General features: G+C 44.9%; 13 protein-coding genes. All 13 read right to left on the bottom strand.

Translation table 11 applies throughout. From position 1 onward, the window contains the following. Nucleotides 1-3 precede the first annotated feature (3 nt). Complete coding sequence (gene fliH, locus ACTS60_RS20760) at nt 4-804, bottom strand: flagellar assembly protein FliH (RefSeq protein ID WP_440889804.1); 801 nt, start codon at nt 802-804, stop codon at nt 4-6. A gap of 69 nt (nt 805-873) precedes the next feature. Then, on the bottom strand, nt 874-1,926 hold the full coding sequence (gene fliG, locus ACTS60_RS20755) for a flagellar motor switch protein FliG (RefSeq protein WP_440889803.1): 1,053 nt from the start codon (nt 1,924-1,926) through the stop codon (nt 874-876). Then, entirely contained in the window at nt 1,919-3,661 is a 1,743-nt protein-coding gene (gene fliF / locus ACTS60_RS20750) for a flagellar basal-body MS-ring/collar protein FliF (RefSeq protein WP_409575600.1), read from the bottom strand. Before fliF ends, fliG begins: the two co-directional genes overlap by 8 nt. A 14-nt stretch (nt 3,662-3,675) precedes the next feature. After that, the gene (gene fliE / locus ACTS60_RS20745) at nt 3,676-3,987 is read right to left on the bottom strand and encodes a flagellar hook-basal body complex protein FliE (protein ID WP_010449625.1); all 312 of its coding nucleotides are present in this window, start codon (nt 3,985-3,987) and stop codon (nt 3,676-3,678) included. Between the two features lie 128 nt (nt 3,988-4,115). Continuing rightward, nucleotides 4,116-5,522, bottom strand: coding sequence for a sigma-54-dependent transcriptional regulator (locus ACTS60_RS20740; RefSeq protein WP_440889802.1), 1,407 nt, complete (start codon nt 5,520-5,522; stop codon nt 4,116-4,118). A gap of 37 nt (nt 5,523-5,559) precedes the next feature. Continuing rightward, on the bottom strand, nt 5,560-6,591 hold the full coding sequence (locus tag ACTS60_RS20735; RefSeq protein WP_440889801.1) for a sensor histidine kinase: 1,032 nt from the start codon (nt 6,589-6,591) through the stop codon (nt 5,560-5,562). 154 nt (nt 6,592-6,745) lie between these two features. Next, the gene (locus tag ACTS60_RS20730; RefSeq protein WP_440889800.1) at nt 6,746-8,212 is read right to left on the bottom strand and encodes a sigma-54 dependent transcriptional regulator; all 1,467 of its coding nucleotides are present in this window, start codon (nt 8,210-8,212) and stop codon (nt 6,746-6,748) included. A 282-nt stretch (nt 8,213-8,494) separates the two neighbouring features. Beyond that, entirely contained in the window at nt 8,495-8,905 is a 411-nt protein-coding gene (gene fliS, locus ACTS60_RS20725) for a flagellar export chaperone FliS (protein WP_010449633.1), read from the bottom strand. Nucleotides 8,906-8,917: 12 nt separating this feature from the next. Further along, nucleotides 8,918-9,223 (bottom strand): flagellar protein FliT, encoded by a 306-nt coding sequence (locus tag ACTS60_RS20720; RefSeq protein WP_440889799.1) that lies wholly within the window; start codon nt 9,221-9,223, stop codon nt 8,918-8,920. 3 nt (nt 9,224-9,226) lie between these two features. Further along, entirely contained in the window at nt 9,227-11,245 is a 2,019-nt protein-coding gene (gene fliD / locus ACTS60_RS20715) for a flagellar filament capping protein FliD (protein WP_440889798.1), read from the bottom strand. A 20-nt stretch (nt 11,246-11,265) separates the two neighbouring features. Next, nucleotides 11,266-11,694 carry a flagellar protein FlaG gene (gene flaG / locus ACTS60_RS20710; RefSeq protein WP_440889797.1) on the bottom strand — a complete coding sequence of 143 codons (429 nt, stop codon included), beginning with the start codon at nt 11,692-11,694 and terminating at the stop codon, nt 11,266-11,268. An 81-nt stretch (nt 11,695-11,775) separates the two neighbouring features. Further along, nucleotides 11,776-12,906 (bottom strand): flagellin, encoded by a 1,131-nt coding sequence (locus tag ACTS60_RS20705; RefSeq protein WP_088880495.1) that lies wholly within the window; start codon nt 12,904-12,906, stop codon nt 11,776-11,778. A 298-nt stretch (nt 12,907-13,204) separates the two neighbouring features. After that, nucleotides 13,205-13,646 (bottom strand): flagellin (locus ACTS60_RS20700; protein ID WP_440886968.1); only part of this gene is annotated, 442 nt, incomplete at its 5' end.

Raw genomic sequence — 13,646 nt, 5'->3', positions numbered from 1 at the left:
GGCTTACTCGCCTCCTTGGTGGCGATTGGCTCCACAGAAACTTTGAATCACTTGCTTAATACGCTCTTCCATTCGGTAGTTAATACTCGATTCTCCGGCTGCGATTTGTACATCACCACGATTTAGTGCTGGCTCGGCAACGAGCGTCCAGTTACGAAACTCCAACTCACTTTCCCCGTAAGAAGAGCGAATAATAGAGACATCATCGGGGTTAAGATGCAAAGTGATCGGGTGTCCACTGATTGGAAGTGCTTCCACCGATTGTTTCACCGTATCAAGGATGACTTGAGGATTCATTTGAACTTCTACATGAACCACTTCTTTTACAAGGCACAACACCATGTCTACCAATTGCTTTTCGACCTGAGCATTCATCAGCTCTAGCGGTTGGGCAAACTGGTTAGCAAGGTTGATAAAGGTCTCGACTTGCTGCTGAATGTACTCTTGCCCTGCAGTCACACCTTCGACTTTACCGAGTTCTAAACCCTCCGCATGGCCAGCTTGTAAACCCTCATCTTTGCCTTTTTCGTAGCCTTGCTTAAAACCAGCTTCTTGGCCTTGATGCAACCCTTCTTGATACGCTCCTTGCTTAATTAACTCGATTTGCTCTTCTGTTAATTCAAGAACTTGCTCTTCTTCAGGTTCATCAAAATTGGGTACCCAACCAGGATCATAATTAAAGGCTGTTTCTTTCGCCTGTTTAGAGCTAGCATCAGCATAGTCTGGTAAACCCCAGCGCTGAGGTTCAACCATCGAATCCTCTTCGTCAGGGCGAATAAAGCCACGTTTTCTATCACCGACCATGGGGCACCTACTGTGTACTTAGCTTTGAAGATAATTAGCCCTGCGGAGAATGGTGCAGGGCTGTAGTGATTATAGGAATTCGTCCGCGCCGCCTGATAGCATGATTTCTCCGCTGTCAGCCATTCGTCTTGCAATAGCCAGAATTTCTTTCTGCGCCGCTTCCACATCCGCAACACGTACTGGTGGCATTGCTTCAATATCATCGCGCATCATCTCAGCTGCACGCTTAGACATGTTCTTGAAGACTTTCTCACGTAGAGAGTCATCAGCGCCTTTAAGTGCTTTCTGCAGAACATCTTGAGGTACATCACGCAGCAATTTCTGAATACCTTGATCGTCCACCTCGACAAGGTTTTCGAATACAAACATAAGATCTTGAATCTGCGTCGCCATATCTTCGTCTTGGTCTCGAATCTGCTCCATGAGCAAACCTTCGACGTTGTTGTCGAGATAGTTCATGATCTCTGCTGCTGCCTTCAGGCCGCCAATCTTCGCGGCTTGTGCACCAGCTTGACCAGCAAACTGCTTCTCCATAATTTCATTCAACTCTGCCAATGCAGATGGCTGAACTTCTTCTAGGTTGGCAATTCGCATCATCAGGTCAAGGCGCACACGTTCAGGGAACTGAGAAAGGATCTCTGCCGATTGATCCGCTTCAAGGTATGACAATACGATAGTTTGAATTTGCGGGTGTTCATTGACAATGATGCTCGCTACCTGACGAGGATCCATCCATTTCAATGAATCAAGACCTTTTGAACCAGTACCAAGTAGAATTTGATCAACAAGGTTGTTCGCTTTGTCCTCACCTAGTGCAGCCACCAGCGCATTGCGCATAAAGTCTTCACTGCCCATACCGATGTTGGTGTATTTCTGGATGTCTTCTAGAAACGCACGATGTACTGCAGAAACTTTATCCTGACTAAGATCCTTCGCTCTCGCCATTGAGCTACCAACGCGCTGAACCTGCTTTGGTTCGAGGTGTCGAATTATCCCTGCTGCATCTTGTTCATTGAGACTCAACAGCAAAATTGCCGCTTTCTCTTCACCAGAAATGGTTGATGGGTCAATTTCTGCAGGTACGCCCGCATTCTCTTCTTGAGGAACAATATCGTTAGCCATTATCCAACATCCAGTTCTTAACTACTTGAGCGGCAAGCTCTGGTTCGTTCGCAACTAACGCACGAACCGCTTTCAATACATCTTCATCTTTATGAAGGTTTGGTAGATCGATGCTTGAACCAAATTCAAACAGTTCACTACTCTCGATATCACTGCCAATCAGGCTGGTTTCACCATCTGCACCAATTGGGAGGCCATCTGGTCCATACATTTCATCTTCATCGTCCGCAGCTGGGTTAAGAAGTTTCTTCATAGCCGGACGAACAAGAACAAGGACAACTACAATGATAACTAGTGCGCTTGCAAACCAACGAACCCAATCGTTAAAGTTCGGGTGCTCCCAAATTGGCGTATCGGCCAACTGTTCCATTTCTGGCTCTGCAAACTTAACGCTTAGGACATTCAGTAGGTCACCACGTGCTTCACTAAAACCGACTGTACCAATCAAAACTTGGCGGATTGCATTTATTTCGGATTCGCTAAGCGGGGTATATGTCACTTCACCGGTATCTGGATTAACACTGCGATGTTCTTTGATTGCGACGGAAACAGTTTGGCGGTTAATCACCCCTGTTTGCATGCGCTCATGACGAATGGTCGTATCTAGCTCGAAGTTGCGGGTGGATTCCTTACGTACCGAACCTTGACCTAACACCGAGCCATCTTTCATTTGCGCAACATCCTGCGGGATAGATGCATCTGCTGGAGGCTGATTGCTTAGTGCTCCCGGAACTCCAGCAACCATATTACCGTTGTTATAATCTTCAAGGGCATACTCACTACGTGTCGCAGGGGTATTTGGATCGAACTGCTTACGTGTCTGCTCGATCGCACTGAAGTCCATTTGAATATCGACCTGAGCGGTATAGTTTCCGTAACCCAAGATAGGTAAAAGTACAGAGTCTATTTTCTCTCGCAGAGATTGCTCTTGGCTGCGCTCAAGTTCTTGCTCTTTACGGCGTGCGGCTGAAACTGGGTCTTGCGAACCTGAATTAAGCAGGCGTCCGTGTTGATCCGTCACCGTAATTCGAGAAGTTTTCATCCCTGGAACAGCGCTGGCGACCATATCGACAATAGAATCAACTTCTTGCTGTTTGAGATTCGCCCCTGTCGATAAGGTTAAAAATACCGAGGCGGAAGCCTCTTGGTTATGACGGACAAAAACACTGTGCTTAGGTAATGCAAGTAAGACACGCGCTTTACGAACTTGCTTCATTTCCTCAATTGCTTGGGCAAGCTGCCTTTCACGACTGAGTTTTAAACGTTCTTGCTCTAGACGTTGCGATACACCGAAACCCATATCTTGTAAGAGAATATCATCTCCGGCTTCCGTCGCCTGATTTACACCAGCACGAACCATACCCAACTTAATAGAGTTATAGTCACTCGCTTCAACGGAGATCGTATTACCGTCGAGTTTGTAATTGATTTTTTGCTGATCTAGGTAGTCTAAAACTGGAATGAGCTCTTCCGTTTCATAGGCGCCCAACGGTCGCATTTCTGGCTCTTTAACCCAGAAAAACAACATCACAATTAACGCGACACAGATAGAAATGGAAAGTACAAGTACGACCTGTCGCAGTAGATCAAGATCACCTACTGCCATATCAAATTTTGATGCACTGCGCTCTTCTAGATCTGGATTCTGACCTTCAACATCAATATCCGAGCTAGAGACAAGAGCGCCATCGGTTCCGCCATCAGAGACGGTTAAATCTGTAGACTGTTCTGCCACACTTGTTACCTAAATTAAACTGGCATGTTCATGAGATCTTTATAAGACTCAATGAGTTTATTTCGAATTTGGACAGTTGCATCGAATGCGACGCTCGATTTGTTTCGTGCAATCATAACGTCAGAAAGGGATACGTCAGCGTCACCGCGGTCAAAGCGAGTCTGTAGATCTCCTGACGCTTTTTGTAATGAGTTAACATTATTGATGGCTTTAGTTAAAAGATCACCAAAATCTGCGCCCACTTTTGCACCAGTTGCAACGGGAGCAGTATTACTCGCCTCTACCATCATGGCGCGCATTTGTGATTGAAGACCATCAATTTTCATTGTCACCTCTAAGCCAAAAGTTTGACGACTAATATAAATCTATTTATTGACGCAGCAAGTTGCGTGCCATAAGACAATAAGCTCAATAGTGTAGCTACTCTTTTGTCTTATGGCTATTTACCCATGCATTAACCCGGAATTTCTATACCCGCATCACGCATTTTGGCGAGTTTATAACGCAAAGTACGAGGGCTGATGCCCAACTTTTCTGCCATTTCTTTACGGCGGCCGTTACATTCTATAAGGGTTTCTAGAATAATTGCGTACTCTTGATCTCGCAATTCCCCTCCCAAACCTTCGCTACTTGCCATACCACGCAGTGGCTCCGCTTCCGCAACAGGTTTAACGTCAGGCACAACAACATTACCGCTCTGAACGACGCTTTGCAGACTGCTCGCATCCTGCCAATCAACGCCTTCTAGAAGAATATGTTCAGCTTCGATATCACCATTATCACTTAAGATAAGAGCGCGCTGAACAACGTTATCAAGTTCGCGAACATTCCCCGGCCACGGATAACTCAGCAGCTTCTCGATTGAGGCATAAGAAAAACTTGGGACTGGCATTCCCATTTTACCACAATGCCTTTCAGCAAGGTGCTTCGCTAATGGCTCAATATCCCCTTTTCGGTCGCATAATGCAGGCCATGAAATTGGGAATACGTTCAGACGGTAATACAAGTCTTCGCGGAAGTTGCCTTCTGACACATACTGCTTAAGATCGCGGTTACTGGTTGCAAGTACACGCACATCCAGCTTAATGCTTTTGCGACTACCTAAGCGCTCCACTTCACGCTCTTGTAATACACGCAGTAGTTTTGCTTGTAGGTTTAAGTCCATCTCACTGATTTCATCCAATAAGATAGTGCCGCCTTGTGCTTGCTCGAACTTACCCGGGCACGCTTGTACCGCGCCCGTGAAGGCGCCTTTCTCGTAGCCAAACAACGTTGCTTCCAGCATATTATCCGGAATTGCTGCGCAGTTGATGGCAACAAACGGACCGTCTTTACGGTTTGATGCATTATGGATATAGCGCGACATCACTTCTTTACCTGAACCACTTGGTCCTAGGATCATCACGTTTGCATCAGTACGGGCAACTTTGTCAGCAAGAGCAAGTAATTGAAGGCTCTTTTCATCAGCAACAACAGCGTCACCATTATCGTCTGATTTGATAGGCGCATAACGGCTCACCATGTTGAGCAGCACTTCAGGTGCAAATGGCTTGGCCATGTAATCAATGGCTCCATCTTTCATTGCAGAAACGGCATCTTCAATATTGGCATACGCTGTCATCAACAAAACAGGTAAGTTAGGCCAGTTTTGCTTGATATTACGCAGTAAAGCGAGGCCCCCCATCCCTGCCATCTGAACATCAGAGACAACAATATCAACGGCATTGGATTTCAATTTAACCAGTGCATCTTCTGCACAATCTGCTTCTAACCACTCATAGCCAGCTAGAGCAAGTGTATCTACTAATGCTTCACGAAGACCTTCATCGTCTTCAACGATAAGCACTTTGCTTTGCGCCATTACGATTCTCCAGTAATTCTTGTTCGCAGTGTCAGCACTATTCGGACTCTGCTTGCACTCGCTCGAGTGGAATGCAAATGGTAAAGCAGGCTCCATCACCCTGCTCTGAAAGAAGTTCAAGTCTGCCATCATGGGCACGGCAGACCATTTGCACAACGGCTAACCCTAGGCCAGTGCCTTGGGAACGTGTTGTAAAAAACGGTTCCATAATCTTGGTTTGTAGTTCGTCGGGAACGCCTGGACCATTGTCCTGAACCGAGATTCGAAGCTCTCCATTCACTGGTCGGAAAAAGACATCAATTTGTGATTCTTTACCGCCAATCTGGATCGCATTCATCACTAAGTTGCTAAGAGCAGATGCGATAGCGTTGGCATTACCAAGCAATACCGTTTCCTCTTCTTCAACCTCTTGGAAATAGTCGATTTGATTGTTCTTAAGTGCTGTTTCGACCATTGGTTGAAATTCGGCGACTAGCTGGGCAATCGTGAAAGGTTTAATAACCTTATTATCATCACCTTTAGCAAAAAGCAGCATATCATTGACCTGCTTTTCCAAATCGTGCAGTCGATCCATTAATTTGCTTTGAAAGCGCTCTTTTGTCGCCGGCGGTAAATTTGGCGCGGCAAGGTTGGACGCATAAAGCATCGCACTTGAAAGCGGTGTTCTCACTTGATGTGCTAGAGAAGCCACCATTCGGCCTAAGGACGATAAACGTTGCAAGTCACTCACTCGTGATTGGAGTAAGCGCGTTTCTGTTAGGTCAGTGATCAATATCAGCTGTCCAGTTGTCGAAGCAGAAATCGCGAGTCTCACCTTACGACCATTTCTCAATGAAATTTCATGTCCATCATCTTCACGAGGGTCAAAGGCGGCCTGAATGACGTTGAACCACTTTTCATTAACCAGTGGTACTTCAAGAATACGATGAGCTTCCGGATTCGCCTCTCTGACAACACCTTGTGTATCCAGCAAGATGACACCGGCAGGCATTACGTCCAGAACTTGTTTGTACTGCTCAACTTGGTTTTCTACCGAGTCTAAGTGGGACTGGTTTGCTTTATTGTCCATTTGCTGCCTGTCGAGATATCGCCATTTAAATACTAAAATAGCTTGGTACGCAATTAACGTGCCAAGCTATTTTTTATATTTATCATGAAGTTAATCCCTCGACAAGAAGTTGACACTAATAAAAGTGTGGTTTTATTGTCGATTTTTACTAGGACTAGCGTTGTAAATTGTATTTACGCATCTTCTCGACCAGTGTGGTTCGACGCATGCCTAACATATCAGCAGCACGGGCAACGACCCCACCTTGCGCTTCTAATGCTTGGCTAATCATATTAACTTCTAAATCGGCTAACAGTTCTTTTAGGTTAACACCCTCTGGTGGTAAGCCTTGTGGAGCATTGAGGTTGTGGTCCAAATCACTCTGTTCATCAAAATTGAAGTCTTCTGAGAAAATATCTTGGAATACATCTCTTTCTTGCTCTTCGACCGAAGTAAATGGATTTCCTTCAGGTTGGAACTCTGGAATGTCACTGTAGCGATATTTGGTTGGCAAGTGATTCACATCAACCAAACTGTTTGGGTAAAGAATCACCATACGCTCGACCAAGTTAGCCAACTCTCTTACGTTGCCTGGCCAGTGATGCTCCATTAAAGAATTTATAGCTCTTGGTGTGAAGCAGATTGGTAATCCACCTTCCGCTTCTAAACGTGCCATCAGCTCTTGCAGGAGCAAAGGGATATCTTGTTTACGAGACTTCAACGCTGGCATTTCGATTGGGAAAACATTCAAGCGGTAGTATAAGTCTTCGCGGAACGAACCCTCTTCAATCATGCGCTCTAAATTGCGGTGGGTTGCGGCAACAACACGAACATTGACTTTAATCGTCGTGTTACCACCAACACGTTCAAAGCATCGCTCTTGGAGAACACGTAGCAATTTTACTTGCATCGGCATTGGCATATCGCCGATTTCGTCAAGGAAAATTGTACCGCCTTCGGCTAGCTCAAAGCGACCTTTTCGAGATGTTAAAGCCCCCGTGAACGCCCCTTTCTCATGACCAAAGAGTTCACTTTCTAATAGCTCTGGTGGGATAGCACCGCAGTTAATCGGTACGAATGGACCATTGCGGTGTGCTGAATGGTAATGGATATTTCGAGCAACAACTTCTTTACCAGTACCAGATTCACCAAGAATCAATACGTTTGCTTCTGTCCCCGATACTTGTTCAATCAGATGACGAACTTCTTGAATACCGCGGCTTTGACCTACAAGGCTTCGAAAAAGCGTATTCTTTCGCGCAGAAGCAACGACATTGACACCTTTTCGACCCAAAAAGTCTTTACAGTGTCGCAGCGCTTCACTCAGTTGAGGGAAATTCAGAGGTAGCTCTAACTCTCCAACATAGTTAGGAAGCTCATCGACAGAAAGAGGTAACGGTCCCATGACAAGCAAAGGAATATGGTGCGCTTGACTCAAGTAAGCGATAACTTGAGTCATCGTTTGAGCATTGGATATATTGCCAACAATACAACCAGACCAAACACCAGACCAATCCACTTCGTCCAGTTGTTTAGAGCTGACAGCATCGCAACTCTCTCCAACAAATTCCAATATATTGCTTATATTCAAGCGACTCGAAGCGTCGTCATCGATTACAAGCAGCTTTGCCAAACCTTGCATAAGTAAGAATAATTGCCTTTGTTTTGGGTGTGTTGCGGCCAAACCTTGATAAGCGAATTTGAGTGAACGAATAAGAGGCCGTCTCAAATAACGATAGACAAAATAAGAAAATCAGCAACAAAAAAAGCCATTAGGGCCACTAATGACTTCTATTTTATTTGAATAAAAAAATAAGGCAACCAAGCAATATAGAGGTGTGAGCTCGATTGAAACTTTAATGCATCAATTAGTGTGCAATCAGTAGCAATACAATATGTCTGTCATAAAGTATTGTTTTCGATATTAAATACCAACTTCAGCCGCAGTTAGGTTGTGGAACTCTTGTGGAATCTGGTCCCATGCTGATTTGATCTCTCGAATAATATCGATAACATCATCAATAGGTTGAGGATCATTTTGATGATTAGCTGCTGAAATCTGAGTAATCATGAACTCATACAAAGAATCTAAGTTTGAAGCAATGTCACCACCGTCATCCATAGATAAGCAGCTACGCAGTGCAATAATGATGTCTAACGCTTTGCCAAGACGCTCACCTTTTGCAGGAATGTTGCCTGCTTGCATCGCTGCTTTGCCTTGAATCAAACGTTCAATTGCACCAGCCATCAGCATTTGAATTACTTTGTGCGGAGATGCAGCACTTAGTTGGCTGTCAACTGAAACCTTTTTATATGCCTGTAATGAACCGCGCATAGTATTCCTCTTTTATGTAAATTTTTTGTACTGCTGAAGCGAACGTTGGCCGTAACGAAGCTTATGGAGCTGCTTCCCTAATTGACTCGTTTCACACTGCATCAGCTCAACAATTTCTTTAGTTCGAGTGACCACTGCATGCCACTCCGCATCCTGCTTCAAATCAATATTGCCTTGGACAATAGGTAGCAGGTTTTGCAACATCTGTTCCCTAATATCGACCAAACGCAAAATTTCTTCAGTATTTAGTTCAACTTTTTCTAATTCTTGAGAAATTAGTTGATCGAGGTCACGCAAGCTTGCTAGTTCAGATTCCATTTATTAGCCCAACGCGCTCATTAATGCACCGAGTTGCCCCTGCATTTTGCCGGTAGCGTCTTGCATGGCTGTAAACTTGTTATGTGTGCGCTTTTCAAGACCCTCGATGCGGCGATCTAATGCCGCCTGATCGTCATTTAAACGATAATTTTGTTCTGTAAGGCTTTTTTCTCTAGTTCTGATAGAACCCGTGATACCAGTAATACCATGAATGGCATCTTCTATCCGCTTAGCGAAACCTGTGTTGCCGCCAAAAAACTTTTCTAGCTCGTTAAAGTTATTATTGAGCTGCTTATCAAGCATCTCATAGTTTATCTCTAGCGTACCTTGCCGAGTGGTGGTGATGCCAAATTCAGTGAGTGATTTAAGATTCTCTGGCGCTTTTTCAATACGAGTCGAAAATACTGACTTCAATCTAGAGTCAGCACTCCTAACGGTACTATCACCAGCCAAGGGGCCTTTTTGTCCAGTCATCGGGTCGACGCCGGATAGCGCTTTGGAGGTTTGATAGAAGTTGTTGTATGCCGAGACAAACGTCTCTATGTCTTGGCGTACACTCTGCCTATCATATTCAACGCCAATTTCTGCAGCAGGCTTGTCTTTAGGTGTCGTGCCTTTCAAACTTAAGCTTACACCTTCAACCGCATCTTCTATGACGTTGTTGTGACTAGAAAGTTGAGCAACACCATCAAGTACAACTAGTGAGTCTTGACCGGCTTGAACCTGAGCCATCCCCATATAAGTCTCAAACGATTTTTGTGCTTTTTCTAATTTCGCTTCAGCTACGTCAATCTTTTCAAGCTTTTCACGCTCTTGGGGGTCAAGCTTCGCCCTATGCATTTGAGTAGCTTGATCTTGCGTTAGTTCTCCACGAGCTACTTTTTCATCCAGCTCCTGCTTCTCGTCAGCGATTTTTTGTTCAATCTCTGCTTTTTCTTGCTCTAGCTGTTGCTGTGCTTCTTTAGCAGTGACGTATGAATCTGTCAGGGTACCTGATGCAGTATTTGTCCAGCCGGGAATATCTGGTGCTTTTCCTATCGCCTTTTCATCAAGCTCAAGCTCGGGCGTGCGATAAGAGTCCAGCAAAGTTCCAGATGCCGCTTCTGACCAGCCACCGATGCTATCTTCAGGCATCATGCCAGCTTTCTTCTGCGCTTGATCTATCGCCGCTTGACCAGCTTTTGCCGCTTCTGCACCAAATGATGAAATAGGTTCATTCTTATCAGCGTCAGAGGCGTTTTCCTGCGGAGATGAGGCTTCTTCAGGAGGAATAGGGTTACCTTGCTCATCAAGCTCTTGCGGAGCATTTGGATCAGCGAGTTTGTCATTTTCTGGAGAGGTTAGCGGACCAATGATCTCTTCCGCTGCATTGCGAGCGTCTTCGAGCGCTTTTACTCGCTCTTCTAACGTTTTGTATTCAAATTTCTTAAGTGGATTCCCCACCTCAGAATCAACATTGATATGAAGTTGATGGTCCTTGCCTGATTGATTCGAGGCAAGGATCAGACGTGGCCCTTCTACATCGTTAATGATGGAGGCACGGACACCAGGGTTACCCTTGGCTCCATTTATTCCACGAACAACATCGGCTAGTTTAGTACCAGCACTGACATTAACTTCGAAGTCTTTGTCACCTAATGAAATCTGCAGCTTACCAGGACCAAATTTTGCGTCTTCAGGAACAACATCCGACGCCAGTTTATGGCTCTGTGCAAGCTGCAACACATCGATAGCATACTTACCAGCTATAGCATCAGTGGTTGCAGTTGCTGACACGACCGCATCGTCCGTTGTATCAACTTTACGAACGGCAAATGCTTTCTCTTGGCGAAAGTTCGCCATGAGATTTTTCATCGTATCCAATGATTCTCTGAGTCGCCCATAGGCACTGATGCTGGTGTCTATCTTCATTCGCTCATTGTCGATGCGTTGCTGTTTTGGCACACGCTCCGCATCCACAATTTTGCTGACCATGGAATTAATATCCATGCCACCAGACATACCCAAAGGGCCTAAACTCATCAAATCACCTCAAAAACGACTTACACCTTTTCTACTAACAAACCTGTGTTAGCAGAATGTGCGGCTAGACGACGTAATATCTCTAGCATTTCTTCATCAGGTATCTGGCGAATTACATCACCAGTGGTGGCTTCATAAATCGTCACTACATCTCTACCTGACTCTTCATCCACACGAAATGCGACGCCTTTATTGATGGATGTAACAAACTCATTCATTTGATCCACAATCTTTTGTCGCTCTTCTCTGTTCAGCTCTTTTTGCTGTTCAGCAATTTCTAATGCTGCTTGAACAGAGAAGTCATGTTCAGGTTCTTTCGCTGCATTTACAGTGCTAGCCCCTGTTGGACTTGAAATTCTAGCTTCGTCTCCGCCATTTTCTTTAGCAACTTTTATGCCACTAGGTGAGCCGTAAGGCTGGATGTTCGATGCGTAAGAGGATATTTCCATCACACTCTCCCTTCCACCTTAATAGCTAGCGATAGAGTTCTATCGCTATGGTGACCTAAAACTCAGGCTTAGTCGACCCTATTAGCCCAGCAGACTTAGCGCTGCAGAAGGAGACTGCTTCGCTTGAGCTAAAATAGAAGTACTCGCTTGCTGAAGAATTTGCGACTTAGTCATCGCCGTTGTTTCTTTCGCGTAGTCTGTATCTTTAATGCGGCTCTTAGATGCATTAACGTTTTCATTAATGTTGTCTAAGTTGCTGATCGCATGGTCGAATCGGTTTTGGAATGCACCTAGAGAAGCACGTTGGCTGTCTACAGATTTAAGTGCGCCATCAATCACAGCAACCGCTTCCTGAGCCCCCGCAACTGAAGTCACGTCAATATCTTTTACAGATACATCTTTTGCGTCGCCAAAGCCGATCTCACCCGCTAGGCCGCCAGAGAACTCAACTTCGCCATTTACTTTTTGAGTCGCAGCAAATACTTGAAGTTTGCCATCTTCACCAACAGAAGCTTTTACATCTTCATTTTGACCATTGATGTAGGTCGCAAGCTGTTCGATGTCGTCGCCTTTCTTCGCTTGAATAGTAACTTCTTTCTCTTCACCAAGCTTAGTTGTGTACTTCATGCTTAGTTCAGTGTTGTCGCCTACTTTCCAAGACGCATCTTTACCTTCTTCTGCAGCGTAGCTCTTACCACCCATTTCTGTCGTGTCTGAGCGTAGGTTACCCATAGAAAGCTTAACTGCTTCACCAGAGTCTGCACCGATTTGGAAAGATTGAGTACCGTAAGTACCGTTTAGAAGTTTGTTACCACCGAACGAAGTTGTTTCAGCAATACGGTTTAGCTCATCGTTTAGCGCTGTTACTTCTTCTTGGATCGCTACACGTTCAGCTTTAGAGTTTGAACCATTCGCAGATTGAAGCGATAGGTCACGCATACGTTGTAGGATGTTGGTAGATTCATTCATTGCACCTTCAGCTACTTGTGCAATAGAAATACCGTCGTTTGCATTTTTTACCGCCATATCTAGGCCGCGGCTCTGTGCATTCAAACGGTTTGAAATCTGTAGACCTGCAGCATCATCTTTCGCGCTATTGATTTTGTAGCCCGAAGACAAACGCTCCATTGATTTTTGTTGACCTTCAGCCGCTTGGTTTAGGTAACGCTGTGCGGTCATTGCAGAGACGTTAGTATTAACGTTAATCGCCATAATTGATCTCCTTAAGGCTTTTGCTAATGTACCCTCGTGTCTCTCACCTCACTTAGGTACATCTCATTTCTCTCAGTCCCTTTAACGGCGACCTTTGGATATCCTTTAGGAGAAAATTAATTTTTTTTGCGATTTTTTTAATCGGCATCCTCAAGTGTGATTTACATCTCACCTATACTCTATTTTCGTTTACAGTTTAATCACTTAGACATCAAAACGAAAAAAACCCAGCCGAAGCTGGGTTTACTCGCTCATCTCTCACCACGAGCCAATGAGGTTCTTGTCTTTAGTTAATGAATTAACCTAGTAGACTTAGCGCTGAGTTTGGCGCTTGTTTCGCTTGCGCAAGAATTGAGCTTGACGCTTGCGATAGAATTTGTGACTTGGTCATTTGAGTCGTTTCTTTCGCGAAGTCTGTATCTTTGATACGGCTCTTCGATGCGTTCACGTTCTCGTTAATGTTATCCAAGTTGCTGATTGCATGGTTGAAACGGTTTTGGAAAGCACCCAGCTCTGCACGGTGGCTGTCTACGTATTTCAGTGCCGCGTCAACAATAGCTACCGACTCTTGTGCGCCTGCAACCGATGTTACGTCAATCGTATCTACGGTTACTGCTTTAGCTTCACCTAAGCTTAGCTCACCAGCTAGACCACCAGAGAATGACACTTCGCCGTCAACTTTGTTGTTACCCGCAAATACTTGTAGCTTACCGTCTTCACCTACAGATGCTTTTACTAGG

Source organism: Vibrio sp. WZ-1, from assembly GCF_052037695.1.
GTDB lineage: Bacteria > Pseudomonadota > Gammaproteobacteria > Enterobacterales > Vibrionaceae > Vibrio.
The sequence above is the reverse complement of the archived record's forward strand: the minus strand, read 5'-3'. Positions and strand labels throughout refer to the sequence as shown.

Excerpts from the sequence above, each read along its gene's own strand:
- flaG (WP_440889797.1), bottom strand. The coding sequence starts at position 11,694 with ATGGAAATATCCTCTTACGCATCGAACATCCAGCCTTACGGCTCACCT.
- ACTS60_RS20730 (WP_440889800.1), bottom strand. The coding sequence starts at position 8,212 with ATGCAAGGTTTGGCAAAGCTGCTTGTAATCGATGACGACGCTTCGAGT.
- fliD (WP_440889798.1), bottom strand. The coding sequence starts at position 11,245 with ATGAGTTTAGGCCCTTTGGGTATGTCTGGTGGCATGGATATTAATTCC.
- fliS (WP_010449633.1), bottom strand. The coding sequence starts at position 8,905 with ATGCGCGGTTCATTACAGGCATATAAAAAGGTTTCAGTTGACAGCCAA.
- fliH (WP_440889804.1), bottom strand. The coding sequence starts at position 804 with ATGGTCGGTGATAGAAAACGTGGCTTTATTCGCCCTGACGAAGAGGAT.
- fliE (WP_010449625.1), bottom strand. The coding sequence starts at position 3,987 with ATGAAAATTGATGGTCTTCAATCACAAATGCGCGCCATGATGGTAGAG.
- ACTS60_RS20705 (WP_088880495.1), bottom strand. The coding sequence starts at position 12,906 with ATGGCGATTAACGTTAATACTAACGTCTCTGCAATGACCGCACAGCGT.
- ACTS60_RS20720 (WP_440889799.1), bottom strand. The coding sequence starts at position 9,223 with ATGGAATCTGAACTAGCAAGCTTGCGTGACCTCGATCAACTAATTTCT.
- ACTS60_RS20740 (WP_440889802.1), bottom strand. The coding sequence starts at position 5,522 with ATGGCGCAAAGCAAAGTGCTTATCGTTGAAGACGATGAAGGTCTTCGT.
- fliG (WP_440889803.1), bottom strand. The coding sequence starts at position 1,926 with ATGGCTAACGATATTGTTCCTCAAGAAGAGAATGCGGGCGTACCTGCA.
- ACTS60_RS20735 (WP_440889801.1), bottom strand. The coding sequence starts at position 6,591 with ATGGACAATAAAGCAAACCAGTCCCACTTAGACTCGGTAGAAAACCAA.